26 protein-coding genes are annotated in these 26,002 nt (G+C 60.7%); 19 read left to right on the top strand and 7 right to left on the bottom strand.

Annotation, left to right across the window (positions count from 1 at the left end; translation table 11 throughout):
* The first annotated feature begins 37 nt into the window (after positions 1-37).
* On the top strand, positions 38-343 hold the full coding sequence (locus LRS06_RS07585) for a hypothetical protein (protein ID WP_257870932.1): 306 nt from the start codon (positions 38-40) through the stop codon (positions 341-343).
* A gap of 74 nt (positions 344-417) precedes the next feature.
* Here LRS06_RS07585 and LRS06_RS07580 read toward each other — a convergent pair whose 3' ends face one another.
* A complete protein-coding gene (locus LRS06_RS07580) occupies positions 418-1,227 on the bottom strand; it encodes a hypothetical protein (protein ID WP_257870931.1) in 810 nt (269 codons plus the stop codon).
* 25 nt (positions 1,228-1,252) lie between these two features.
* The gene (locus LRS06_RS07575; protein ID WP_257870930.1) at positions 1,253-2,989 is read right to left on the bottom strand and encodes a M61 family metallopeptidase; all 1,737 of its coding nucleotides are present in this window, start codon (positions 2,987-2,989) and stop codon (positions 1,253-1,255) included.
* Between the two features lie 241 nt (positions 2,990-3,230).
* Here LRS06_RS07575 and rpmH point away from each other — a divergent pair, with 241 nt between their 5' ends.
* The 11 genes from rpmH (at position 3,231) to LRS06_RS07520 (ending at position 11,666) form a co-directional block, all read left to right on the top strand.
* Entirely contained in the window at positions 3,231-3,389 is a 159-nt protein-coding gene (gene rpmH / locus LRS06_RS07570; RefSeq protein ID WP_084444044.1) for a 50S ribosomal protein L34, read from the top strand.
* Positions 3,390-3,423: 34 nt separating this feature from the next.
* A complete protein-coding gene (locus tag LRS06_RS07565) occupies positions 3,424-3,786 on the top strand; it encodes a ribonuclease P protein component (protein ID WP_257870929.1) in 363 nt (120 codons plus the stop codon).
* 157 nt (positions 3,787-3,943) lie between these two features.
* Entirely contained in the window at positions 3,944-5,638 is a 1,695-nt protein-coding gene (locus LRS06_RS07560; RefSeq protein WP_257870928.1) for a S41 family peptidase, read from the top strand.
* 60 nt (positions 5,639-5,698) lie between these two features.
* Entirely contained in the window at positions 5,699-6,043 is a 345-nt protein-coding gene (locus LRS06_RS07555; RefSeq protein ID WP_257870927.1) for a hypothetical protein, read from the top strand.
* 32 nt (positions 6,044-6,075) lie between these two features.
* Positions 6,076-6,300, top strand: a complete 225-nt coding sequence (locus LRS06_RS07550) for a DUF433 domain-containing protein (protein ID WP_257870926.1) — start codon at positions 6,076-6,078, stop codon at positions 6,298-6,300.
* A 32-nt stretch (positions 6,301-6,332) separates the two neighbouring features.
* Positions 6,333-6,563: a DUF5615 family PIN-like protein gene (locus LRS06_RS07545; protein WP_257870925.1), complete on the top strand. Its 231-nt coding sequence runs from the start codon at positions 6,333-6,335 to the stop codon at positions 6,561-6,563.
* 60 nt (positions 6,564-6,623) lie between these two features.
* Positions 6,624-7,325, top strand: coding sequence for a tRNA (adenosine(37)-N6)-threonylcarbamoyltransferase complex dimerization subunit type 1 TsaB (tsaB, locus tag LRS06_RS07540; RefSeq protein ID WP_257870924.1), 702 nt, complete (start codon positions 6,624-6,626; stop codon positions 7,323-7,325).
* 125 nt (positions 7,326-7,450) lie between these two features.
* Entirely contained in the window at positions 7,451-7,963 is a 513-nt protein-coding gene (locus LRS06_RS07535) for a DUF2480 family protein (protein ID WP_257870923.1), read from the top strand.
* A 266-nt stretch (positions 7,964-8,229) separates the two neighbouring features.
* Positions 8,230-9,546: an APC family permease gene (locus tag LRS06_RS07530; protein ID WP_257870922.1), complete on the top strand. Its 1,317-nt coding sequence runs from the start codon at positions 8,230-8,232 to the stop codon at positions 9,544-9,546.
* 17 nt (positions 9,547-9,563) lie between these two features.
* Entirely contained in the window at positions 9,564-10,400 is an 837-nt protein-coding gene (locus LRS06_RS07525) for an ion transporter (protein WP_257870921.1), read from the top strand.
* A 48-nt stretch (positions 10,401-10,448) separates the two neighbouring features.
* Complete coding sequence (locus tag LRS06_RS07520) at positions 10,449-11,666, top strand: hypothetical protein (RefSeq protein WP_257870920.1); 1,218 nt, start codon at positions 10,449-10,451, stop codon at positions 11,664-11,666.
* Positions 11,667-11,688: 22 nt separating this feature from the next.
* Here the strand turns inward: LRS06_RS07520 and LRS06_RS07515 are convergent, their stop codons facing one another.
* The 3 genes from LRS06_RS07515 to LRS06_RS07505 form a co-directional block, all read right to left on the bottom strand.
* Positions 11,689-12,531 carry a transporter gene (locus LRS06_RS07515; RefSeq protein WP_257870919.1) on the bottom strand — a complete coding sequence of 281 codons (843 nt, stop codon included), beginning with the start codon at positions 12,529-12,531 and terminating at the stop codon, positions 11,689-11,691.
* 96 nt (positions 12,532-12,627) lie between these two features.
* Positions 12,628-14,895, bottom strand: a complete 2,268-nt coding sequence (locus LRS06_RS07510) for a TonB-dependent receptor (RefSeq protein ID WP_257870918.1) — start codon at positions 14,893-14,895, stop codon at positions 12,628-12,630.
* Positions 14,896-14,984: 89 nt separating this feature from the next.
* A complete protein-coding gene (locus tag LRS06_RS07505; RefSeq protein ID WP_257870917.1) occupies positions 14,985-16,370 on the bottom strand; it encodes an Nramp family divalent metal transporter in 1,386 nt (461 codons plus the stop codon).
* 185 nt (positions 16,371-16,555) lie between these two features.
* Here LRS06_RS07505 and LRS06_RS07500 point away from each other — a divergent pair, with 185 nt between their 5' ends.
* Entirely contained in the window at positions 16,556-17,542 is a 987-nt protein-coding gene (locus tag LRS06_RS07500; RefSeq protein WP_257870916.1) for a cation diffusion facilitator family transporter, read from the top strand.
* A gap of 99 nt (positions 17,543-17,641) precedes the next feature.
* Here LRS06_RS07500 and LRS06_RS07495 read toward each other — a convergent pair whose 3' ends face one another.
* The gene (locus LRS06_RS07495; RefSeq protein WP_257870915.1) at positions 17,642-19,036 is read right to left on the bottom strand and encodes a PQQ-dependent sugar dehydrogenase; all 1,395 of its coding nucleotides are present in this window, start codon (positions 19,034-19,036) and stop codon (positions 17,642-17,644) included.
* A gap of 103 nt (positions 19,037-19,139) precedes the next feature.
* Here LRS06_RS07495 and LRS06_RS07490 point away from each other — a divergent pair, with 103 nt between their 5' ends.
* The 6 genes from LRS06_RS07490 (at position 19,140) to LRS06_RS07465 (ending at position 25,624) form a co-directional block, all read left to right on the top strand.
* Complete coding sequence (locus tag LRS06_RS07490; RefSeq protein ID WP_257870914.1) at positions 19,140-19,601, top strand: GNAT family N-acetyltransferase; 462 nt, start codon at positions 19,140-19,142, stop codon at positions 19,599-19,601.
* A 218-nt stretch (positions 19,602-19,819) separates the two neighbouring features.
* Complete coding sequence (locus tag LRS06_RS07485; protein ID WP_257870913.1) at positions 19,820-20,470, top strand: hypothetical protein; 651 nt, start codon at positions 19,820-19,822, stop codon at positions 20,468-20,470.
* Positions 20,471-20,551: 81 nt separating this feature from the next.
* Positions 20,552-22,993: a prolyl oligopeptidase family serine peptidase gene (locus LRS06_RS07480; protein WP_257870912.1), complete on the top strand. Its 2,442-nt coding sequence runs from the start codon at positions 20,552-20,554 to the stop codon at positions 22,991-22,993.
* Positions 22,994-23,132: 139 nt separating this feature from the next.
* Positions 23,133-24,038, top strand: a complete 906-nt coding sequence (locus LRS06_RS07475; RefSeq protein ID WP_257870911.1) for a hypothetical protein — start codon at positions 23,133-23,135, stop codon at positions 24,036-24,038.
* Positions 24,039-24,217: 179 nt separating this feature from the next.
* Positions 24,218-25,480, top strand: a complete 1,263-nt coding sequence (gene metK, locus LRS06_RS07470) for a methionine adenosyltransferase (RefSeq protein WP_257870910.1) — start codon at positions 24,218-24,220, stop codon at positions 25,478-25,480.
* Positions 25,481-25,492: 12 nt separating this feature from the next.
* Complete coding sequence (locus tag LRS06_RS07465) at positions 25,493-25,624, top strand: hypothetical protein (RefSeq protein WP_257870909.1); 132 nt, start codon at positions 25,493-25,495, stop codon at positions 25,622-25,624.
* A 78-nt stretch (positions 25,625-25,702) separates the two neighbouring features.
* Here the strand turns inward: LRS06_RS07465 and hpf are convergent, their stop codons facing one another.
* Entirely contained in the window at positions 25,703-26,002 is a 300-nt protein-coding gene (gene hpf, locus LRS06_RS07460; RefSeq protein WP_257870908.1) for a ribosome hibernation-promoting factor, HPF/YfiA family, read from the bottom strand.

The raw sequence follows: 26,002 nt of genomic DNA, 5'->3' as shown, positions 1-26,002 counted from the left end.
TACAAGGAAACATCTTTCCACTTTTCCATCCTGCGCCATGTCTAAGCATAAAAAAGATAACCCGACCTCCAATCAGCTGGGCGACTCGGCTATGGGCCCTGATGCACTCAACCATACTCCTGAGTCTGTGGACCCCGCAACCCGGGGCAGCGGCAACGTAACGCAGAATGCCAAGCAGAACTTCATTACCGAAACCGGTAACCAAATAAAGAACAACACTCCGGGGGGCAATGCCGAGGAGCAGCGCCGCGGCAACACCAACAAGCCCCGCAACAACCCGCAAGGCAACTGGCCCATGTCGGTAGACAAAAGCCAGAAAGGCCCGGGCAGCAAAGCCGACTAAGCTAATAAAAGGAAAGAAAAAGCCCCGCTGGAAATTCCAACGGGGCTTTTTCTTTAAACCTAATAGCAAAGCCTTTACGGCACTACCGCCAGGCGCATCACGCGGGTATCTACGTCCCCATTGTCGAAGTAGTCCTGGCCGAAGAGGATGGTGCGGTTGTCGAGCCAGCGGGGCTGGTTGAGGCCCCACTCTGTTTGGCGCTGCCAGAGCATGCGCAGGCCGGCCGCTTCCACTTCCCATACCTGAAGGCCACTGGGTTCGTAGCGGGCCAGCACGTCGGAGTTGCCACACACGAAATGCCGGCCGTCGGGGGCTACGGCGGGGGGGCTCCATACTTGAGTGCGGCGGCCGGTTTGTTGGTTTACCAGCAGGTAATAGCCGCCTTCGTAGAGGTGTACTGACAGGAGCCAGTGCCGGATGCTGGGCAGCGTCGCCACGTATTCGTAGGCTATGTTGGCTTCGTAGTCTTCGGCGGGGTTATCTACAAAGCGCAAAGGGGCTCCTTTGGCCGGCTGCAGCAGCAGGGTACGGCCTGTGCGCCGCACGCGCGGGCCGGCGGTTTTCAGGCGCCGCCGCTCCTCAGCAGCTATGTCTAGGTCGTTTTCCTCGGCTTCGGCCGTAGCAGCGGTTTGCAGCCACTCGGGCGCGGGCAGCCGCTCGTACACCGCGGGCGGGGCCGGATATAGCTGCAGCACGCGGCCTCCTTCCAGCACCAGCGTATCGAGGTGAGCCCAGCGGTATACGGGGCGGGGCACCGCCTTTTTCAGGACCGGCTGGGAAGGGTCGGGCTTAGGCATTTCCTTGGGCTGCATGCGCAGGGAGCAGGCTGCCAGCGGAATCAGCGCCAGCATCCAGGTTCCTGAAGAAATTTGCCCGGCAAGCATGAAAGGTACGGTTTTCGACACGGGCCTAAAACTCCTGCTTGATCCACTGGCGGAAACTCGCCCGTTGCGTGGCTGTGGCTTCAGGCAGCTTTTCCACGGTGAGCTTCTGCCAGAACCGCTGGCCGGGTTGGGCTTCCAGCACCACCGTCAGCAGCCGGTTCTGGCGAAACACGCTTACCTCGTAGCGCAGGTCGTTGTTGGTTGACAGCAGGGCCTGCAGGTTCATATCCACGCGACGCCCATTCACGGCTACGATTTCATCGTCTACGGTCAGGGCAGCGGCGGCGGGCGAGTCGGGCAGGATGTCGGTAACCTCCGTCCGTTCGTTTTTCACCACCGTACGGAAGCCGAAGTAGCTTTCCGACGCCGAAGTGGTTTCTTCGATGCGCAGGGTGCAGCCCACCCAGTGTAGTGCCTTGTCGAGCGGCTCTTCCAGCGACGCGGTGCCGTACACGAACTTATCAAAGTAGGCCCGCATGTCGCGCCCGGCAGTTTCCGTCACCAAGCGCATGTAGTCTTCCTCGGTGTAGCCCACGCCTTTCCGGCCAAATTCCTCGTACAGGCGGCGCATTACATCGTCGAGGCTGCGCTGGTGGCCGGTGAGGTGGCGCAGGGTGAGGTCGAGCAGCAAGGCCACCAGGGCTCCTTTGTGGTACACTGACACCTTGCGGTCGGGCACGCCGGGCTTGTAGCCATCCAGCCACAAATCCACGCTGGCATCGGCCAGGGACAGGTTGAAGCGGCCGTAGTCATCGTAGTGCTTACGCAATACCGTGTTCAGCTCCTGAAAATACTGCTCCACCGTCCGTACACCGCTGCGGGCCAGCAGGTACTCGCCGTAGTAAGTAGTGATGCCCTCGGCTATGTAGCAGGTGCGGAAGTAGTTCTCACGGGCGTAGTCGTAGGGCTGCATTTCGGCAGGCCGAATGCTCTTGATGTTCCAGGTATGAAATAGCTCATGGCAGCTTACGCCCAGAAATTCCTTGTACAGTCCTTCGGTCATCAGCAGCTCGGCCGGACCCAGCGTAATCACGGTGGAGTTGGTGTGCTCTACGCCGTGGTAGTGCTTGTAAGGCAGGATCTGGTTGAGGTAGTGGTAATCTGAAACCGGGAAGCTCCCAAACAGCGCCATCTGCTCTTCGGTGAAGGCTGTAAAGTCGCGTAGAATCTGCTCCCAATCGGGCGCACACTCGCCCTGTATCCACACGGTGAAGGGCAGGCCCTGCACCTGGTAGGTGCGCTGCTGCAGCGTGGGGCTGGCTATCAGCGGGGAGTCGGCCAGCTGGTCGAAAGAGTTGGCTTGTAAGGTATTGGGGCCGCTCTGAGGTAGGCCGCAGGCTATCTGCCAGTTTTCGGGCAAATCCAGCTGCAGCTGGCAGGTTTCGTTCTGGCGGCCGTCGATGTACATAAAGCACTGCACGCCGTTCAGATACAGCTGCGACTCATCCAGCCAGGAGCCGCCGGCGTCCATCTGGTGGGCGTAGAAGTTGTAGCGTACCTGCAGCGTGCGGCCCGCCACGTCCCGGATTTCCCACCGGTCTTTGGTGAGCTTACGGTAGGGCAGGAGGGCGTTGCTATTAGCATCCAGCACCTCTACCCGCTGGATTTTCTGGGCAAAGTTCTGCAGCTCGTAGCGGCCGGGGCGCCAGGCCGGCAGCTGCAGCTCTATGGGTTCGGCCGCGGCGGCCGGCACTTCAAAAGTCATCTGAACCTGCACGTAGAAGGTCAGTGGGTTCTCAAACGAGACGTGGTAGTGAATCATGGCAGCGCGCGGCGGCAGGGGCAGAAAATCCTGCCTAAAGGTACGGCTATCCGGCGGAAAAGGACGGGAGAAAATGGTAGTTTTCCGCTTGTATTTCCGGCTGCAAAAACACCGGCCGCTGCCCGATTGACCTCTGCCAAGAACGAGCCGGTCAGGAAAAAGGTGAACAAAGGCGTTGTCTTTTCCAAACCAACCTGTTACCTTTGCCGGCCTTACCTGCCATTGAGTCACTACACATACCATGAAACGTACTTTTCAGCCTTCGCAGCGCAAGCGCCGCAATAAGCACGGTTTCCGCTCGCGCATGGAAACCGCCAACGGCCGCCGCGTGCTGGCCTCCCGTCGTGCCAAAGGCCGCAAGCGCCTGACCGTATCCGACGAAGGTCGTCATAAGCGCTAAGCCTCTGCCGGCTCCGGCCGGCTCGCCCCCGCTCATGGGTACTCCTGCGCCGGGCGCGCGCTCCTATTCGTTTCCGAAGGAAGAACACTTGTGTCGAAAAAAGCTCATCGAAGAGCTGTTCGGCCGGGGTTCTTCTTTTGGTTTATACCCCTTGCGGCTGGTATGGCTGCCCGCGCCCGCGCCCACCCAGGCTCCGCCGCAAGTCCTAGTCAGTGTCTCCAAGCGCACGTTTAAGCGGGCCGTAGACCGGAATTATCTAAAAAGGCTGCTGCGCGAAGCGTACCGGCTCAATAAATATCGGCTCGTGGAAGCGGCCAACGGCCATCCGGTGGCCGTATTGGCCCTTATTTACAGCGGTAAGGAAAAAAAGCCTTTCACGCTCATCGAAAAAAATTAATTTCAGGGCTAGAGCGTTTGCTGCAGGAAGCCGCTGCCCCCGCTGCAACACCCGTTACCACGTCTCGTCCTTCGGCGGCTGGGTAACGTAAAACCGGGTTGCTGAGGCGCTTGGTCTGCGTTTGAGTGAAGGGTCTTTATCTGCCTCCCGCCCGTATATGCGTAAAAAGTCTATTGCCGCCGGCCTGCTCCTGGGAGGAGCTACGCTGCTCGTCTCGTTTCGCTCCGTTTCCGACAACGAGCGGTACTTCGAAATTGCCAAGAACCTGGATATTTTCGCCACCCTGTTCAAGGAGGTGAATACCTATTACGTGGATGAGGTGACGCCCGGGCGACTGGTGAAAACCGGTATCGACGCGATGCTCAAGAGCCTCGACCCCTACACCAACTACATTCCCGAAGACGATATCGAGGACTTCCGTACGCTCACCACGGGCCAGTACGGCGGCATTGGAGTGCTGGTGGTGAAGCGGGGTACCAAAACTGTGGTGCAAGCCGCGCACGAAGGCTACCCGGCCCAGAAAGCCGGCTTGCTGCCCGGCGACGAAATCCTGAGCATCAACGGCATTTCGCTGGAGAAAAAGAGCAGCTCCGATATCAGCAAGCTGATGAAGGGCCAGGCCAACTCCCAGGTGAAGCTGATGGTCACGCGCTACGGCCAGGACGCGCCGGTGGAAATCAACATCACCCGCGACAAGATTCAGGTGGACAACGTGCCCTACTACGGCATGCTCACCAACGACATCGGCTACTTCCAGCTCACGGGCTTCACGGTGGATGCCGGCAAGGAAGTGCGCCTGGCCGTGGGCAAGCTTAAGGAAATGGGCGCTAAAAAGATTGTCTTCGACATCCGCGACAACCCCGGCGGGCTGCTCAACGAGGCCGTGAACATCTCCAACCTGTTTGTAGACAAGGGCCTTGATATCGTGAGCACCAAAGGCAAGGTGACGGAGTGGAACAAGACCTACAAGGCGCTGGATACCCCGCTGGATACGCAGCTGCCCATTGCCATCATCACGAGCAGCCGCTCGGCCTCGGCCGCCGAAATTGTGTCGGGGGTGTTGCAGGACTACGACCGCGCCGTGCTGGTAGGGGAGCGGACGTTTGGGAAAGGGCTGGTGCAGGCAACCCGCCCACTGAGCTACAACTCCCAGCTGAAGGTGACGACCGCCAAGTACTACATTCCGAGTGGGCGCTGCATTCAGGAAATCGACTACTCGCACCGCGCCGACGACGGTACGCTGGGTAAAGTGCCTGACTCCTTGCGTACTGCCTTCAAAACCCAGGCCGGCCGCACCGTGTTCGATGGTGGCGGCGTAGCCCCCGACGTGGAAGTGCAGGAGCGCGAAGTAGCCGAAATTACGCGCCTGCTGCTGCAGAAGAACTACCTGTTCGACTACGCCACGCGCTACCGGGCCGAGCACGCCACCATTCCGCCGGCCCGCGAGTTCAAGCTCTCCGATGTGGAGTACCAGAAGTTCGTGCAGTTTCTGCAGAACAAGGACGTGAGCTACTCCACGGAGGTCGAGAAAAGCTTGTCCGACCTGATGAAGAAAGCCAGGGACGAGAAGCACTACGAGGACGTGAAAACCGAGCTGGAGGCTATTCGGCGTAAGGTTTCCACCAACAAGAGCAACGACCTGACCCGTTTCAAGCCCGAAATCAAGGAGCTGCTGGAGCAGGAAATCGTGTCGCGCTATTACTTCCAGAAAGGCCAGATCGAAGCCTCCTTCGACGACGACCCCAACGTGCTGGCCGCCGTGCAGGTGCTCAACGACCCCAACCGCTACGCCGCCCTGCTCCGCCCCAACGGCCGCGCCGCCAGCGCCAGCAAAAGCGCCGGCACGAAATAGAGACCAACAACCAGAAGAGTAGACCCTGAAAAGTCTACTCTTTCTATATTCTATAAATCTATGTGGAAGAAGCTGCTGTATTACGCTTCGTTCAGCGTGCTTTATGTGGCATTGTTTGTTTATAGCATAGTAGAGCTATTCTTCTTTGAGTTCACCGGGCCGCTTAAAGAAAATTACAGTTTCTGGGAATTACTGGCCTTGCCTCCAAGATACTGGGAAACTAAGCTGGCGTATGTTACCTGTTCGTTCCTGTATTTCCCTTTTGGAATTCCTCTTTTGTATGTAAAAACCGATACGATACTCCCACTGGTAGCAATTGTTCTCGACTCGCTCTTCATGGCCTGGCTGCTGCAAAGGCTGTTTAAGAAGATCAAGTTGCAGCGGGTGCATGTTGAGCAACCATAGTTGAGGCGCTTATTGCCATTACCTTTGTCCCTATGGAAAATCTTCGTCAGCGCATTACCACCAATCCACACCAGTGCGGCGGGCGCCCCTGTATTGGGGGGATGCGCATCCGGGTATCGGATGTACTGAGTTTGCTGAGCGCGGGCCTGACAAATGAGCAGGTGTTAAACGAACTGCCTGACCTGGAGCCGCTAGATATTCAGGCTGCTTTGCAGTACGCGGCGCAGCGGCTCGATTATCCGCAACTGGCCGCATGACGTTCTGGATTGACGCCTAGCTTTCACCGGCTTTGGCGGCTTGGTTACGCTGGAAGTTTGCCGTGGATGCCTGGCCGCTACGGGAGTTGGGGTTGCGTGATGCCGATGATGACGTCATCTTTAAAGCCGCCAAAACGGCCAGCGTTACTATCATCACGAAAGATGCCGACTTCCGTTCCTTGCTGGAGCAACTGGGGCCACCACCGCAGATTTTATGGCTTACCTGCGGAAATACTTCGAACAACTGCAGGAAGTTCTTCTGAAAACCTTTGCTACCGCTCTGGAATGGCTGAGACGCGGTGAACCGCTAGTTGAAATCAAAGATGCCTGAGCCCTCCCTCATCCTCTCCCTCGAAACCTCTTCCCCCGTCTGCTCCGTGGCCCTGCACCGCGTGGCCGACGGCTCCCTGGTGGGCCAGACGGAGCTGCGGCTGGAGAAGTCGCACTCCTCGCACCTGAGCGTGCTGGTGAGCCAGCTGCTGGAAAACACCGGCCACACCCTGCAGGACGTAGCCGCCGTGGCCCTGAGCGACGGGCCGGGCTCCTACACCGGGCTGAGGATTGGGGCCGCCGCCGCCAAGGGCTTCTGCTACGCGCTGGACGTGCCCCTGCTGGCCATTGGCACGCTGCAAAGCTTGGCCCACCAGGTAGCCCAGCGCACCGCCCGCCCCGAAAACTACCTGTACTGCCCCATGCTCGATGCCCGGCGCATGGAAGTGTACGCCGCCCTCTACCGGCACGACGGCACCGAAGAGCTGGCGCCCACGCCCCTCATCCTCGACGCCGATACCCTACGAGAACAATTAGCCCACCACTCCTTGTTATGCTTTGGTAACGGTGCGGCCAAGTTCCGGCCGCTCGTGGCGGGGCATCCGCACGCTGGGTTTCTGATGGGCATCGAGCCCTCGGCGGTGGCCGTGGGTGAACTGGCCCTCGGCGCCTACCAGCGGCAGGAGTTTCGCAGCGTGGCCTACTACGAGCCGTTCTATCTAAAGGAAGTGTACACCACCACCCCGAAAAAGTAGGGGCGGGGCTTGTCCCCGCCCGCCGTGTGCGCCGGTGCAGGAGCCGGCGTGTCGGCAGGCGGCCGCAGAACGAAAACGTGTTGTAACGACGGGCGGGGACAAGCCCCGCCCCTACTACTCATATCATGGAAGACATCCTCATCAACCGGGTGGCGCAAAGCGCCCTCACCACGCTCAACCTGGAAGAGTTTATTCATCCGGGCGAGCGGGTGGTGTATGACATCAAGGAAAACCTGTTTCATGGGCTGATGCTGCGCGAAAAGGACTTCCGCGAGTTCATCAAAACCCACGACTGGACGCAGTACGCGGGCCAGAATGTGGCCATCATCTGCTCGGCCGATGCCATTGTGCCCACCTGGGCCTACATGCTGCTGGCTTCCAAGCTCCAGAGCTACGCGCACCGCTACGTGTTCGGCAACCTGGAGGCGCTGGAGCAGGAGCTGTTCCAGGAAGCCATTGCCGGTATCGACGCCGAGCAGTACCGCGACGCCAAGCTGGTGATAAAAGGCTGCGGCGAAAAGCCCGTGCCCACCTACGCTTACGTGGCCATCATGCAGAAGCTGCTGCCCGTGGCCGCCAGCATCATGTACGGGGAGCCGTGCAGCACCGTGCCCCTCTACAAGCGCCCCAAAGCCTAAGCCGTCTGGCCGGTTGTCAATGAAAAAGCCCTTCTGATGCGTCAGGGGGGCTTTTTTGGCTTTCGACGGAGGCGTAAACGGGCGTAGAAGCGGCGTAAACCCTCGTAGAAGTGGCGTAAGCCTCCGTAGAAACGGCGTAAACAGGCATCGAAACGGCGTAAGCCTTCATAGAAGGGGCGCGAATGCGCGTAGAAGCGGCGCGGCGCCGGCCCCCGCGCCAAATGTCGGGTACGGTTGCATCTTTGGGGCGCACATCCACCTTCTATATGTCTGAGCCCGCCGCCGTCAACTCCTATAAACTTAGTTTGCTTACGGGCGTGGCCATTGTGGTGGCCAGCATGGTGGGCACGGGCGTGTTTACCAGCCTGGGGTTTCAGGTGCTGGGCATCCAGAGCGGGTTTGCTTTGCTGATGCTGTGGGTGGTGGGCGGCCTCATTGCTCTGTGCGGGGCCTTGTGCTACGGCGAGCTGGCGGCGGCCATGCCTCGCTCGGGCGGGGAGTACCACTACCTGTCGCAGATTTATCACCCGGCGCTGGGCTTTCTGTCGGGGTGGGTGTCGGCTACGGTGGGGTTTGCGGCGCCCACGGCCCTGGCGGCTATGGCGCTGGGGCGCTACGCCCAGAGCGTGTGGCCGGCGTTGTCGCCGCAATGGCTGTCGGTGGGCGTGGTGCTGGCCCTCACGGCCGTGCACGCCACCAACAAGCAGGCCGGCAGCCGCCTGCAGGTCATCATTACCACGGTGAAGGTGCTGGTGCTGGTGCTGTTTATCGGGGCGGGGCTGGCGGCAGCCACGCCTACGGACCTGGCATTTGTGCCCCAGGCGGCCGACTGGCAGCAGCTGCTGAGCCCGGCCTTTGCCGTGTCGTTGGTGTATGTGTCGTACGCTTACTCGGGCTGGAACGCGGCGGCCTACCTCACCGGCGAAATGGCCAACCCCCAGCGCAACCTGCCCCGCATTCTGCTGCTGGGCACCGCGCTGGTGCTTTTGCTTTATGTGGGGCTGAACTTCGTGTTTCTGTATTCGACGCCCATTCCCCGGCTGGCCGGGCAGGTGGAAGTGGGCTTCGTGGCCGCCACGGAAATCTTCGGGTCGGCGGCGGGCCGGCTGATGGGCGGCGTCATTGCGGTACTGCTGGTGTCCACGGTCAGCTCCATGATTTTTGCCGGGCCGCGCATTGTGCAGGTGATGGGGGAGGACCTGCCCCCGCTCCGGGGCCTGGGCAAAGTAAGCGCGGCCGGCATTCCGGTGCGGGCCACGCTCTTGCAAACGGCCCTCACGCTGCTGTTCCTGCTCACGGCCACCTTCGAGCAGGTGTTGCTCTACGCAGGGTTTGTGCTTAGCTTGTTCACGTTCCTGACGGTGCTGGGGCTGTTTGTGCTGCGCTGGCGCCGGCCCGAGCTGCCGCGTCCCTACCGGGCCTGGGGCTACCCCATCACTCCGCTGCTATTTCTGGCCCTCAACGGCTGGACGCTCTGGTTTATCATCGACGACAAGCCCCGCGAAACCGGCTACGGCCTGCTTACGCTGCTGGTGGGGCTGCTGGTGTACTACGTGGGGCGCGGGGTAGGCCGCCGGGGTTAAGCTTATTGGTCTGAGTTATGAAAATCACTCCCCCTGACCCCGGCAGCGCCTCCTGGAAGCGCAAGGCGTACAGCGTCATCTTCGAATCGGACACGCGCGCCGGGCGGGCCTTCGATATCCTGCTGCTGGTGGCCATCTGCTTTAGCGTGCTGGCCGTGATGCTGGAAAGCGTGCGGTCCATAGATGCCCGCTACGGCCCCATTCTGCGGGCCGTGGAGTGGTTTATGACGGGGCTGTTCATCATCGAATACCTGTTGCGGCTGCTGGTGGTGCGCCGTCCGCTGGCCTACGCGCTCAGCTGGCTCGGCATCATCGATTTTCTGGCCATTGTACCTACGCTGGCCAGTCTGCTGTCCGTTGGCAGCCGCAACCTCATCGTGATTCGGACGCTGCGGCTCCTGCGCGTGTTCCGCATCTTCAAGCTGGGCCAGTTTGTGGGCGAAGGCGAGTTTATTTTGACGGCCCTCAAAGCCAGCCGCCACAAGATTCTGGTGTTTCTCACGGCCGTGCTTACGCTGGTGGTCGTCATCGGCACGCTCATGTACGTGGTGGAGGGCGGCAAAAATGGCTTCACCAGCATTCCGAAGAGCATTTACTGGGCCATCGTCACGCTCACCACCGTGGGCTACGGCGACATTTCCCCCGTGACGGTGCTGGGCCAGACGCTGGCTTCGGTGCTTATGATTCTGGGCTACGCCATCATTGCCGTGCCCACGGGCATCGTATCGGCCCAGATGGCCTCGCCCGGCCGGCCGGCGGCCCCGGCCTTCAAGCAGGTCATCTGCCACGTGTGCCAGGCCACCGAGCACCGCCCCGAGGCCGAATACTGCTGGCACTGTGGCGAGAAGCTTTGACGTGTACCTTTGACGAGCTTGTTTCTTTCCCACGCATTTCTCCTGACTATGCGCTTTCCTGTTGCCCGGTTGCTATGGCCGGCTTTCTTCCTGACGCTGGCGGCCTGCTCGGACCCCAAAACCTCCACTCCCCAGCAGCAGCCCGCCGCCCCCACGCCGGTCCCCGCCACGCCCGATACCGCAGCGGCCGCCCCGGCTACTCCGCCCGCCCCCGATACCACCGCCGTGCAGGACGTGGCCGCCTACCTGGCCGGGCAGCGCCTAAGCCAGGGCAGTGCCCTCCGGCCCCTGGCCCAGCGCCCTACCTGGCAAGCCTACGCCACCGACGCCGACAAAAGCTGGAGCAAGTACCACGCCGCCCGCACCGACAAGATTCAGCAGTGGGCCGCCACCGAGCTGGATTCGGTGCGCCGCCAGAGCCCCGTTATCTTCTACCCCTTCAGCGGGCCCGATCTGCTGAACGTGGTGACCATGTTCCCGACCAGCCAGACCTACGTGCTGGTGGGCCTGGAGCCGGTGGGCACCGTGCCGCACCAGCGCACCCTCGAAAACCCGAAGCTGTTTACCATGCTCAAGAAGTCGTTGTGGTCGGTGCTGGAGTTCAGCTTTTTCCGCACCAACGACATGGCCGTAGATCTAAAATCGGTAGAGCTGGATGGGTCGTTGCCGCTGATGCTGCTCTTCGCCGCCCGCACCAGCCACCAGGTAACCGGGGTACGCTACGTGCAGCTTGATACCGAAGGCCAGCTCACCGAAGCCGACTCGGCTACCATCAGCCGGCCCGGCCCGAAGGTGGTTCCCGGCGTGGAGCTGACGATGCGCGACAAAACCGGCTTGGATAAGAAAGCCTACTACTTCTCCGCCGACCTCAGCGACTGGAAGCTGGGCCAGACCCAGGAAGCTGCCCTTAAGTACGTGCGCAGCCTCGGCCCGCTGACCACCTACGTGAAGTCGGCCTCTTACCTGATGCACAAGTCCTACTTCAGCAAAGTGCGCAACCTGACTATGGAGCGCAGCCGCTACGTGCTGCAGGACGATTCGGGCATTGCCATGAAGTACTTCCGGCCAGCCAACTGGCAGTTCACGCACTACGGCACCTACAAGCGCCCCATTAACCTTTTCGCCAAGCACTACCAGCCCGAGCTGACCCGCGCCTACGCCGACACGGTGCGCCGCGTGCGCCCGCTGCCCTTCGGCACCGGCTACAACTGGCGCCAGAACGACTCGAACCTGCTGCTGGCCCGTCGTACCAAGCCGGTGGAGTAAGCCGAAGCCCGCATCCGGAGCTCTAGCGGCGGTACGTGAACCCCACGAAGAATTCCCGCTCGGCTTCTTTGCTGAGCGCCAGATGCGTGCCTAGGTCGGCCTGAAAGTTTTCCCCAAAGGAAATGATAGGCGCCAGATTGAGCGAGGAGCGCCAGCCGCTGTGCAGCTCGTCCCACTGCGTCACGCCTTCCACCAGAAAGCTGAAGGTGTCGTTGAACTCGTGGTCGAGGGCCACGGAGGGCATCAGGCGCAGGTAGTGGTTGTGGGTCTCCTGGTCGTAGTTCACGTCGGCTTCCAGCTGTACGTCGAAGTTCCAGCGGTGCGGCAGCTCCACGTTCACGGGCAGGATAAGGCCACCTTCCACGGCGCCCCGGCCGCTGGTGGGCAGGCGCGTGTAGGCCACTACCCCCATGGCCACGGGGCCTTCCTGATCATCACCCAGAAAGTTGTGCTTGACCCGTAGCGTCATGTCGCCAAAGCTGGCGCGGCGCTGCCAGGGCGCATCGGCGGTGCGCTCTTTTTCAATCTTGTACAGCGGCACTTCCAGCTGCACGTCGGTGCGGCGGCTGAGGCCGAGCTTGACCACGGTGTAGGCCACTTTCCAGGTGCGGCTCTGCTCATCGTCCTCGCGGGAGTTGATAAGGCGCAGGCCGTCCATTTCAAGCTGAAAGTGGCCGGCATCTACCGTAAATGGGCTTTCCGTCACGCCGGGCCGGTCGGGCCGCAGGGGGCGCAGCTGGTTGCGGGGCACGGGCTTGAATAGGCTGAAATGGGCGGAATCGTAGGGGCAGGTTTTGGGTTTATCCTGCGCCCGAGCAGCCACGGATAGGCACAGGCAGGCGGCCAGCACACGGAAAAAGTACATAAGTCCGGGAAAAGGAGGGAGGGTGCCGCCTGATACGCACGCCTGCGGCCATAAGGTGCAAGCGTGGAGCCAGGCCCACTCTCTGTCCTGCTGCGACTACAGCGCGTACCGGATGCCCAGAAACAAGCGCCGCCCCTGCATAGGCGCGTAGTTGTAGCTGGTATCGAAGGTGTAGCCCTGCGGGTTATCCACGCCCACCTGCTTGTCGAAGGGGTCGAAAGGGCGTAGCAGCGGGTGGCGGGGCAGGAAGTTGAAGAGGTTCTTAAGGCCGCCGTACACTTCCAGCCCCTCGCGCAGCTTGCGGGTGGCCTGCACGTTCTGGAGGGCAAACCAGGGGGAGCGGCCGGGCCGGAAGTCGTTGGGGAATACCGGCAGCGGCATGGGGCTGCTCACCTGGCCCGTGTAGTCGAGCGCCACACCCAGCTTCTGCAGCGTGTAGCTCACGGCCCAGGTGCCCGAAAACGGCGGGGAGTGGAGCTGCTCCACCCGCCGCAGCGGACCAGCCGCGGTGCGTTCCTGCCGGAATACGTCCAGCAGGGTCACGCCCAGCATAATTTTCAATGGGCGGGCCAGGGCAAACTCGGAGTTCAGTGTGAGGCCCCGGCTTACGGCGTAGCCATCGAGGTTGCGGTACAGGATCTGGTCGGGGTTGGTGTCGTAATCGGGGCTGATTTTGTTGGTGAAGTAGGTGTAGAACAGGCTGGCATCGAGGGTGAGGGTGCCGCCGCCGCGGGTAGTCAGGAAGCGGTTGTAGTTCACGTTCACGTTCCAGCTGCGTTCCGGCTTCAGGGCTTCAGGCACCACCACCTGCCGGGCGCCGGTGAGGGCCGCGTGGTCTTCCGTGAACAGGTTTACCACCCGGTAGCCGTTGCCCAGGCCCACGCGCCACACGCGGCTGCCGTCGGGGCGGCCCCACTTGTAGTTCAGGCGCGGGCTCAGGATGCTGCCGTGCCGGGAGTTGTAGTCGTAGCGCAGGCCGGCCAACAGGGTAGCGTCGGGCGTGAGGCGCCACTCGTCCTGCACGAAAGCGCCGGGCAATTGCACCAGGTCGGGCTGGTTGCGGGGCGGTTCGGTGCCGGCCGGGCGGGCCGTAGCGGGCGTATTGTCGTCGTACCAGGTGGTGCGGTAGGTGGCCCCCGCCAGCAGGCTGTGGCGGATGCTCAGCTCCCGCGCCCACGTCAGCTGCCCGAAGCCCACGCGCTGGCTAGCTCGGTACAATGTGGTGCCATAGGCCGAATTTTGCTGGTGCTGGTTGTAGGTGCCGCTGAGTAGTATCTTCTGGCCCGCAATGGGCAGTTGATATTGGCCTAGCAGCTCGTATCGGCTGGTATACACGCTTTCCCCGTACACCCTGTCGCCACCGCGGTGCTTGGGCGCCCAGTCCAGCTGCCCCCCAAACCGGTCTTCGTAGTAATAACGCCCCGCCAAGTTGGCCACGCGCTGTTCGGGCCGCGCCCAGCTCCACTTGTTGAATACCGAAATGCGCTGCTGCGTGGGCACGTCCGTGAAACCATCCTCGTTCACGTCGCGGCGCTGGGTGTAGTGGTAGAGGCTGGTGCTGAGCAGAGTAGAGGCAGAGCCAACGGTGCGGGCCAGGCCGAGGTCCAGGTTCACGTCGCGGTGGGAAGTAGCCAGTACATCGGCCGAGAAGCGCGGGGCTTTGCTGGGGTTTTTGGTGATGACGTTGATAAGGCCGCCCACCGCTTCGGAGCCGTAGAGGGTGGAGGCCGGGCCTTTTACCACTTCTACCCGCTCAATCAGGCTGCTCGGGATACCGCTCAACCCGTATACCGTGCCCAGGGAGCTAACCAGCGGCATGCCGTCAATCAGCACCATTGTGTAGGGCCCTTCCAGCCCGTTGATGTGGATGTCGCCGGTGCCGCACACGTTGCAGTTGAGCTGGGGCCGCACCCCATTGATCATGGCTAGGTTCTCGAACAAACACACCGCTGGGTTTTTCCGGAACAGCTTGGGCGAGTACAGCTCCACCGCCACCGGCGACTCCCCGCGCATCACCTCGTTCAGGGTGCCGCTCACTACCACTTCGCCCAGGGCGCTGGCACTCGGGTTCAAACTGAGGTTGACGGTGGTTGTCTGCCCGGCGGCTACCGCAACTCCCCGCTCCGTGGCCAGGTAGCCCACCGCGCTGCACACCAGCCGGTACGTGCCGGCCGGCACCGATGCCAGCGTGAAGCGGCCGTGCTCATCGGCCGTGGCACCCAGTGTGGTGCCTTTCAGCCCCACGCTGGCAAAAGGAACTTCCTTGCCATCCGACCGGACCACTCCCACCAGCTTGCCGGTAGACTGCGCCCGGCCGCTGACGGAAAAGATAAACAGGAAAACCAGTAGTAGGATATGTTTCATTTTAGGTGCTAGTGCTTTATTTATTTAGATGAGCCTAAATTCTTGGGCCGAAAAAACGCGGCAGCGTAAGCTGCCGCGCTGCCAACCGGTTAGCCCAGGAAGGTTTCGTAGAGCAGGTAAAGGTTGAGCACGATAATGATACCGGATACCAGCCACGCCAGCCATTGCACCCAAGGGCGGTTTACGAACACGCCCATTTTGGCCTTGCTGCCCGTGAACAGCACCAGCGGTACCACCGCAAAGCTCAGCTGGAAGCTCAGAATCACCTGACTGAGCACCAGCAGATCGGCGGTGCCTTTCTCTCCGTAGATGATGGTTACAATGAGGGCAGGCACCACGGCAATACCGCGCGTAATAAGGCGGCGCAGCCAGGGCTTGAGTTTCAGGTTCAGGAAGCCCTCCATTACGATCTGCCCGGCCAGCGTGCCGGTCAGGGTAGAATTCTGGCCCGACGCCAGCAGCGCAATGGCAAACACAGCACCAGCGGCACCGGCTCCTAAGACCGGTGCCAGCAGCTTATGTGCATCGTTGATGTCAGCCACATCAAACAAGCCGTTTTTGTGGAACGTGGCCGCCGCCGTTATCAGGATGGCCGCATTCACAAAGAAGGCCAGAAACAAGGCTACCGTAGAGTCGATGGTGGCAAATTTGATGGCCATGCGGCGGCCGCTCTCGGTTTGCTCGATCTGGCGCGTCTGCACAATGCTGGAGTGCAGGTACAGATTATGCGGCATCACGGTAGCCCCCAGAATACCAATGGCAATGTAAAGCATGCCGGGGTTGGTGACTACCTCTTTCTGAGGCACAAGCCCTTTGGCAATGCCCAAATAATCGGGGTTGGAAACCAGGATTTCGTAGACGAAACAGCCGAAAATCAGCACGATCAGGCCCGCTACGATACTTTCGATAACCCGGAAGCCTTTATTCTGGAAGTAGAGCACCGCCAGCACGTCGAGGATGGTGAGTACCACGCCCCAGGGCAGCGGCAAGCCAAACAGCAGGTTCAGGGCAATGGCCGAGCCGATAACTTCGGCCAGGTCGCAGGCGGCAATGGCAATTTCGCAGAACAGCCAGAGCACCATGGCCACCGGCTTGGAAAAATGGTCCCGGCAGGCCTGGGCCAGGTCGCGCCCCGTCACGATGCCCAGCTTGGCCGCCAGGTGCTGGAGCAGCATGGCAAACAGGTTGGAAATCAGGATAACCGACAGCAGCGTGTAGCCGAAGCGCGAGCCACCGGCAATGTCGGTGGCCCAGTTGCCGGGGTCCATGTAGCCCACGGCCACCATCAGGCCCGGGCCCCAGAAAGCCATCAGCTTGCGCCAGAACGAGGCGTCCTGGCCGGGCACCTTGATGCTGGCGTAGACTTCGCGCAAGGATGGGGCCGTGCGCGGCTTGCGCCAGCCGCTTTCCAAAGGAGCATCAGCCGCAGGAGTATCGGGAACAGCCGGATTGGGTGCGGGTAAGGTTTTGGGCATTGAGTTAGAAAGAAGCAGCGGCACAGATGCAGAAGAGCTTAGCCGTACAAAGAAACAGTTTTTAGACGTATCTAAATTTATTTTTAAGACAGTCTGCTTACCGATTTTGTTGTAAAAAGTTGCGTATACCTGCTGGTGCCGGAATTTTCCCGGAATTTTGCGCCCCGCCGTTCGGTTTACCGCCTATGTTTTCATTGCCCCTCAAAACGCGCTTTGCTCTGCTTTCTCTGGTGGTAAGCGTGGTACTGGTGGCCGTCAAGTTCTACGCCTGGCTGCTCACCCGCTCCCAGGCCGTGCTCACCGACGCGCTGGAGTCTATCATCAACGTGGTAGCCAGTGGCTTTGCGCTCTATAGTATTTACTTAGCCAGCCTGCCCAAGGACGAAAACCACCCCTACGGCCACGGCAAGATTGAGCACTTCTCCGTGGGCTTCGAGGGCGGCCTGATTCTCATGGCCGGGGTGTACATCTTCTATTCGGCCCTGCAGGCTATGCTGCACCCGCATACCATTGCCCAGCCCGACTGGGGCATGGTGCTGCTGGCCTTCACGGCTCTGGTGAACCTGGGCGTGGGCTTTCTGCTGGTGCGGGCCGGGCGTGAGCATCACTCTCCCACGCTGGTGGGCGACGGGCAGCACCTTTACCTTGACGCCGTGAGTACCCTGGTTTCGTGCGTGGCGCTCTTGTTGGTCGTCTTCACCGACAACGTGCTGTTCGACTCGGGCGCGGCGCTGCTGCTGGGCGTATTCATTGTGGTGAATGGCTACCGCATGGTACGTCGTTCGGTGTCAGGGCTGATGGATGAAACCGACGAGGCCACCGTGCAGCACGTAGTGGCCGAGCTGCAGGAGCACCGCGAGCCGGCCTGGATTGACGTGCACAACCTGCGCGTGGTGCGCTACGGGGCCAACCTGCACATCGACTGCCACGTGACGATGCCATACTATTTTTCCCTGGAGCAGACCCACGCGCAGGTTCACAGCATCGAACACCTATTCAGCCAGGAGTTTGCCGTGCCGGTCGAAATGTTTGTGCATGCTGACCCTTGCACCTTCGCGGCCTGCTCGCACTGCCACATGCCCGACTGCCCGGTGCGCCAGCATCCGTTCACCCAGGAAATTTCCTGGACGCTGGAAAACGTCGTTAAAAACGAACGGCACCGGTTGATGTGATATGAGAAGTGTGGCGCGCACCAGACGGAATTTCGCGTCGCAACTCAGTCTGAGGGCTTGTGTTGTAGCCAATGCTTCGTCGGCTACAACATGCTTTCCTTACTGCACCACAATGCGCTGGCGGTAGAGGCGCGCAGAAGTTTTTACCAAGGCCTGATACACGCCCGGCCGCAATGCCTTCAGTGAAACAGTATGTGTGCGGCTACCAGCCGCCAGCGGCTCCGAGCGAACCGTCCGGCCCAGTGCATCCTGCAGCACCAGCTGGGTTCCTCGTACCAGCGGAGCCGGGAAGCTTACGGTCAGCTTTTCATGCGCTGGGTTAGGCCACACGTCCAGTGTAGCGTAAGCTGGCTGCCGGGTGGCCGTCGGGGTATAGGCCAGGTTTTCCAGCACCATAATCCGGTCGTCGGAGGCGGCGGGTGAACCGCTGCCGTCCCGGTTGCTGGTGCCCACGTACACCCGCCCGGCCGGCGACACGCAGATAGCTCGTAGGCGGCCGGCTTCTTTATTCAGCACCAGGTTGGGCGCAGCGGTCAGGGCGTCGCCGGCAGTATTGAGGGGCAGCTGCAGCAATTGGCCGGCCTTCAGGCTCAGTAGCAGCAGCGAGTTTTGCCAGCCGGGTATGGCCGGGTGGTCGTAGTAGGTGAGGCCCGACACGGCAATGGTGGGCGTCCAGGCGTAGAGCGGCTCCCGCACGTTGTTGGCCGCGCAGAAAGTGGCTTCGGCGGCCAGGTTGCAGAAACCGTGCACCGTGGGCCAGCCATAGTTGCGGCCCGCCTCAATCAGGTTTACTTCATCGTCGTTGCTGGGGCCGTGCTCGGAGCTGTAGATGCGGCCCGAGGGTGCCCGCACGAGGCCCTGAGGGTTGCGGTGGCCCAGCGTGTACACGCGGCTACCGGCAGTAGGGTTATCGGCGGGAACGGTACCATCCAGGTTCAGGCGCAGGATTTTGCCTCTAGGTGAGGCTATGTTCTGGGCTTCATAGTCGATGTTGCCATCACCGGTAGACATCAGCATAGTGAGGTCGGGCAGAATGATCAGCCGGGAACCGTTGTGATAGGGGCTCGCGGGAATATTTTCCAGTAGCACTTGCGGGTCGGTAAGCACAGTGCCGTTGTAGGTGTAGCGCACCAGCTTTTCGCGCAGGCCGTCCTGGGTGTAGTTGTACACGACGTACACGTAGGGCGAAGCGGTGAAGTTGGGATGCAGGGCCATGCCCAGCAGGCCGCTTTCGCCGTTTTCTGTTACGTCGGGCACCGTGAGCAGCAGAGTTTTTTCACCGGTTTCGGGGTTCACGCGGCTGATACGGCCGGGGCGCTCCGTCAGCCAGAGCTGGTTGTCGGGACCCCAGAGCATTTCCCAGGGCGTATCGAACCCCGTAGCCAGTGTGCGGATGCTGACGGTGGTAGCGCCAACCGGCACCGAGGCGGGCTGAGCGAGCAGAGAGTATTGCCAGCAAAACAGCAGCAATAGCGCGGTGTAGAGTCTTTTCATGACAGAAAGCAGCTAGGGAAAGCCAGATGAAGTAAATGCTACGAAAAATTGCGCGGGTCGGTAAGGGCATTAGCTTTGTTTTTCAGCTTTCTGATTTTCGTCTATGCCCGAGTTTCAGCACCCCGTCAGCCAGTTCGTCATCAGCTCCGACCCTGCCCGCCTGGATATTGCGGCCATCCACCGCTACCTGAGTCAGGACTCGTACTGGGCGCAAAACATGCCCCTCGCCACCCTGGAGTGCGCTATTGCCAACTCCCTGAACTTCGGTTTGTTTGCGCCCGATGGCCGGCTGGCCGGCTTTGCCCGCCTCGTTACCGACTGCGCCACCTTTGCCTGGCTGTGTGACGTGTTCGTATTGCCCGAGTTCCGGGGACAGGGCCTTTCGAAATGGCTGATGGAAGTGGTGTGGGCCGCGCCGGAAATCCAGGGGGTGCGCCGCCGGATGCTGGCCACGCTGGACGCCCACGGCCTGTACCAGCAGTTCGGGTTCCAGCCCCTGGCCAACCCCGAGCGGTACCTCGAAATCAAGCTCCATAACCCCTACGGCACCCCCACGGCTAACTGAGTGGCTTCATGGTTATATGGTTGTCATTGCGAGCATAGCGAAGCAATTCATCCTGAGCAATGCCCAAAGCCCTAAAATGTGAAAAGCTCTTACCTGTGCGATAAGTAAGGGCTTTCTGGTAGAAAGATGGGTCGAGTATAGACCAGGACGGATTGCTTCGTCGTACCTCCTCGCAATGACAGCCATGCAGGCACCCAACTACCCAACCATTTAACACCATGCAAACGACCATGGCCGCCCGCTGGGAGCAGCTCACGGCGCCGATAGTACCCGACGAAGCCCGGCGGGTGGGGGTGCTGCGCCAACTCACGGAGCTGTATACCGGCTCTGGTCGGCACTACCACACGCTTACCCACGTGCAGGATCTGCTGCAGACCATCGACGAGCACGCGGACAATCTGCAGGAGGTGGCCGTGGTGCAGCTGGCCGCGTGGTTTCACGATGCCATCTACAACCCCTTGCGCTCCGATAACGAAGCCCGCAGCGCTGAGCTGGCCCGCGATTTTCTGCGCCACAGCAACTGGCCCGCCGCACGGCAGGAGCGGGTGGCGCTGCTGATTGAGCGTACTCAGGACCACACCCAACCCCAGCCGCCGCACGGTACCGACCTGCACTTCTTTCTGGATGCCGACCTGCAGGTGCTGGGCCGCCCCGAAGCCGAGTACTGGCAGTATGCCCGCCAGATTCGGGAGGAATACCGCCTGGTGCCTGATATACTTTACCGGCGCGGGCGGCGCAAGGTGCTGGAGAAGCTGTTATCAGTTCCACACCTATACCGCACGACCATGTTTCGGGAAAAGTTGGAAGACGCTGCCCGGGGCAATCTGCACGCTGAGCTGCAAGCCTGGGAGCAGGGCGGATTAGCGTAGTGGCTTGCAACGCCCGGCATGCGGAGTAGTCCTTGGCGCAGGCTGCGTATGTTGCGGCCCGTTGTCAAGCCTTCGTAGCGTATGCGTGTTGTTTACCTAAGCCTTTTTGGAGCTTCCTCATTGGCCGCGCCGGCCCTGGCCCAAACGGCTCCGTCGGCCCTGGCCCCGCTCACCGTCGAAAAGATTATGCGTGAGCCGGCGCAGTGGCTGGGCGGGTTGCCCTCGGCCCCGTACTGGAGCGAGGACGGCAAACACATATACTTCCAGTGGAACCCCGCCAAAGCCCGCCGCGACTCGCTTTATGTGCTGAGCCCCGCAGGCGGCACGCCACGCAAAGTGTCGTTGGCCGAGCAGCGCGGGCTGCCTTCGGTGCGGGGTCGATACGACCAGCGCCACCAGCGCAAAGTGTACGAGAAGGACGGGGATATTTACCTGCTGGACCTGAAAAACCAACGGGTGCGCCGTGTCACCAACACCGCCGAGCGGGAAACCGAGGCCGATTTCGCCTTGCAGGATAAGCTCATCAGCTATACCCGCGGCGGCAACCTGTTCACCTGGGACCCTGCCACCGGCGAAACCGTGCAGCGCACCGATTTCCGGCGCGGCAACCGGCCCGGCCCCGGCGAGCTGGATAAGTCGGCTAAGTTTCTGAAGGCCCAGCAGCTGGCGCTGTTTCAGGTAATCCGGCAGCGCGACCAGGATGCCAAAGCGCGGGAGCGGGCCCAAAAAGCCCTGCTGCGGCTGCGGCCCAAGGGGATCTGGCTGGGCAGCAAAACCGTGGAGAACCTGCAGCTCAGTCCCGATGGGTGCTACGTGACCTACACCCTGGTGCAGGAACCGGCCGCCGATAAGCTGGCGCTGGTGCCTAACTTCGTCACCATATCAGGCTTCACCGAGGAAATTCCGACCCGCTCGAAGGTGGGGGCACCCCAAACGGCCTACGAGCTGGGCCTCTACGATATTGGGCGTGACACCACGTTTGTGCTGGGCTACAGGGAGCTGAAAGGGCTGGACGAGCTGCCGGCTTACCGCAAGGAGTACCAGCTCACGGCCAAAGCCCCCACCGACACCGCCAAAACCAAAGCCGGCAAGCCCGCCACTGAGGTGCGCCGCGTGGTGCCCTACGGCCCGTTTTGGGCCGACAACGGCCAGCGTGCTTTCCTGGTCATTCGTTCCCAGGACAACAAGGACCGCTGGATTGTGGCCCTCGACCCAACCACCCAGAAAATCAGCCTGCTCGACCGGCAGCGCGACGAAGCCTGGATCAACGGCCCCGGCATTGGCTACGAGGCTGGCAATGTGGGCTGGCTGCCCGACTCGCGCCGCATCTGGTTTCAGAGCGAGGAAACCGGCTTTTCCCACCTTTACACGGTGGACGTGACCACGGGCCAGAAGAAAGCCCTGACCAGCGGCAAGTTTGAGATTCAGCAGGCGCAGCTCAGCCAAGACAAGAAAACCTGGTACCTCACCGCCAACAAAACCCACCCCGGCGAGCAGCACTTCTACCAGATGCCCCTGGAGGGCGGCCAACTCACTCAGCTTACTTCCCGCCCCGGGGCTAGTGAAGTAACTCTCTCGCCCGATGAAAAGACGCTGCTCGTGCGCTATAGCTACGCCAACAAGCCTTGGGAGCTGTTTGTGATGGACAACAAGCCGGGCGCGAAAATGCGGCAGCTTACCCACAGCACCACGCCGGAGTTTGAAAGCTACCCCTGGCGCGACCCGGAAATTATTACCATCAAAGCCCGCGACGGGGCCGAGGTGTATGCCCGCCTGTATCGCCCCGCCAACGCTGCGCCCCAGGGCCCGGCCGTGGTATTCGTGCACGGGGCCGGCTACCTCCAGAACGCGCACAAGTGGTGGAGCCAGTACTTCCGCGAGTACATGTTCCACAACCTGCTGGCCGACCAGGGCTACACCGTGCTGGACATCGACTACCGCGGCTCCAGCGGCTACGGCCGCGACGTGCGCACCGGTATCTACCGCTACATGGGCGGCAAAGACCTCGACGACCACATTGACGGCGCCAAGCTGCTGGTGGAGAAATACGGCGTGAGTCCGCAGCGCATCGGTATCTACGGGGGCTCCTACGGGGGCTTCATCACGCTCATGGGCATGTTCACCCAGCCCGAGGTGTTCCGGGCCGGGGCCGCGCTGCGCTCCGTTACCGACTGGGCACACTACAACCACGGCTACACCGACAACATCCTCAACGAGCCTTACAATGACTCCCTGGCTTACGCCCGTTCCTCACCCATCTACTACGCCGAGGGCTTGAAAGGCGCGCTGCTGATGTGCCACGGCATGGTGGATACCAACGTGCACTTCCAGGACATTGTGCGCCTCTCTCAGCGGCTCATTGAGTTGAAAAAGGAAAACTGGGAGTTGGCCGTATACCCCGTCGAAGACCACGGCTTCGTGGAGCCTTCCTCCTGGACCGACGAATACCGGCGTATTCTTAAGCTCTTCAATACCAACCTGAAACCAGCAGGCCCAGCGCCGGGAGCAACCGGGCAAAACTGACTTGGCTAGGCAAAGTAGATGGCGAGAAAAGCCATTTCAGGTAGGGTGAAAGCGCCGATAACCCGGGAAAGGCTAAATATTTAGCGGATAAGTCAAACGGAAAGTGCTAGGTTGAGTCGTTTTTCACCTATTCCCTTTTATGACTTCACCTGTTTACTATCAACCATCGGGGCGCTTCACCGTGAGCGGTATTCTTGGCTTGCTGCTGGTAGGAGCGGTGGCGGCGGTTCTGCTGGCCTTCGTGTACGTGTATGCTGTGTGGTATATCCCTTTTATCTACCTCAATTTTGCCTTTACGCTGGGGTTTGGCTTGCTGCTCGGCTTCGTGCTCCGAGCCGTTACCAAGGCCGGGAAGCTGCGCAATCCGGCTTTGGTAGGCTGGCTGGGCTTGGCAGTGGCTTTATGGGCCTGGTACGTGCAGTGGTGCGTGTACCTGACCCTGCTGGCCGGCGCCGGCGAAACCGAAAGCCTGGGCAGCCGCGCTTCCTTCACGCACACCACCTTCGAGGCCGATGTATTTCTGGGCTTGCTGCTAAGCCCCGGCACCTTGCTGGGGGCCCTGCCCTCCATTGCCGCCGAAGGAACCTGGAGCATCTTTGGCTTAACTATCAGCGGAATTTTCCTTTACCTTATCTGGCTGGCTGAGTTTCTGATCATTCTCCTGATGACGTGGAACATGCCCCGCAGCCAGTCGGAAGTGCCCTTCTCGGAGCTTTCCAACGAGTGGGCGGAAAAACGGACGCTGCCCCGGCCCGCCACGCCATTTGCCGATGCTGCCGCTACCAAGCTGGCCCTTGAAGCCGCTGACTGGAACCACCTGGAGCTACACACGAGTAAGGACGAAATGGCCCCGTTTGGCCGCCTGCACGTCTATCTTGCCCCCTCCGACCCCGACTGCTGTTTCCTTTCCCTGGAAAATGTAACCATCGAAACCGACAAGAACGGCAAGCCATCCGAAAAAACGGCCGACGTGCTGGAATATCTGCGAGTACCGCCTCAGGTTTGCCAGGAACTTGCTGCGCGTTTTGGGCCAGCTACCAGCTAGTCGTTTGCCCTGCAAGCAGGAAAATACATGCTCAAGTCTGACGTATGGGCCTTGCGGCGCATGTAATTACCAGACCAGCTTATTCGCCACGTAGAAAACTTGTAGCTTTGCGGCCTGCCTGATTCTCAAGAGGCAGGGTGGGGCTGCCGGCCCCTCGCGTACTTCTACCTTACAAGCTGATGCCGTACCTGTTCACCTCCGAATCTGTTTCGGAAGGTCACCCTGATAAAGTAGCCGACCAGATTTCCGACGCCATCCTCGACGAATATCTGCGCCAGGACCCCACGGCCAAAGTAGCCTGCGAAACCTTGGTAACTACCGATTTTGCGCTAGTAGCCGGCGAAATCAAATCGACCGCTCACGTGGAGGCCGAGCCCATCATTCGGGAAGTTATCCGCCGCATCGGCTACAACAAGCCCGAGTACCTGTTCAACGCCGACACCTGTGAGGTGATGAACCGCCTGCACGAGCAGTCGGCCGACATCAACCAGGGCGTGGAGCGCGCCACGGCCGAAGAGCAGGGCGCCGGCGACCAAGGCATGATGTTCGGCTACGCCACCCGCGAAACCGAGAACTACATGCCTCTGGCCCTCGACCTTTCGCACCGCTTGCTGCGCGAGCTGTCGGCCATTCGCAAGGCCGGACAGGAAATGACCTACCTGCGCCCCGACGCTAAAAGCCAGGTAACCATCCGCTACAACGACGACAACACGCCCGAGGCCATCGAAACCATTGTGGTAAGCACCCAGCACGATGATTTCGACGAAAGTGAGGAAACTATGCTGGCCCGCATCAAGGAGGATATTATCCACATCCTGATTCCGCGGGTAAAGGCGCAGCTGGGCGAGGAAGTTCAGGCGCTGTTTACCGCCGATATCACCTACCACATCAACCCCACAGGCAAGTTCGTGATTGGTGGCCCTCACGGCGACTCCGGCCTCACCGGCCGCAAAATCATTGTGGATACCTACGGCGGCAAAGGTGCCCACGGAGGCGGCGCCTTCTCCGGCAAAGATTCTTCGAAAGTAGACCGCTCGGCAGCCTACGCGGCCCGGCACATTGCCAAAAACCTGGTAGCCGCCGGCGTGGCCGACCAGGTGCTGGTGCAGGTAGCCTACGCCATTGGGGTAGCGCAGCCGGTAGGCGTCTTCGTAACCACCTACGGCACCACCAAAGCCAACGGCGCCTTCGGCCACCAACTCACCGACGGCGAAATAGCCGACAAGGTGCAGAAGCTGTTCGATCTGCGCCCCTATGCCATTGTGCAGCGCCTAGGCTTGCAGAACCCGATTTTTGCTGAGTCGGCCGCTTATGGGCACATGGGCCGCCAGCCCGGTACCAAGCAGGTGCAGGCTGCCGATGGCAGCACCCGCACTGTAGAAACCTTTACCTGGGAAAAGCTCGACTACGTAGACCAGATCAAAGCCGAGTTTGCCCTGTAAACGCTAACGCTTATGCTTCGCTTAATGGAAGCCCTGCTGCCGGCCAGCAAGCCCGCCCGTCTTGGACTAGCGGTGCTAGCGGCGTACTTTATCTACCGCGCGGGCGTCAGCACGGGTGAGTTCCTGTATTACGTGCAGCACTAGGCAAGCCCGAAATATAAAAAGCCCCGCCTGACATCGTCAGGCGGGGCTTTTTATTAAAATCTATGAGTTGCCAGCTGGTTAGTGGCTGACCATCTTATCCTTATACTTGGTGATCTGGCGCTTCAAACTGTCGGCGGCAGCGTCGGTAGCCGCTTCGAAGGTGCCGGCATCTTCCTGAGCAAACAGCATGGTGCCGGGCACCAGTACTTTTATTTCTACCGTTTTATTGGCTATACCATCCTTGTTGTTGAGGCGCAGAATCACTTCACCTTCCGTCACGCGGTCATAGAAGGTTTCCAGTTTATCAAGGCGCTTCTGAATGAAGTCGAGCAGTTTTTGGTCGGCATCGAAATGCACCGATTGCATCTGTACTTTCAT

It is taken from the genome of Hymenobacter sp. J193 (assembly GCF_024700075.1).
Lineage (GTDB): Bacteria > Bacteroidota > Bacteroidia > Cytophagales > Hymenobacteraceae > Hymenobacter.
The sequence above is the reverse complement of the archived record's forward strand: the minus strand, read 5'-3'. Positions and strand labels throughout refer to the sequence as shown.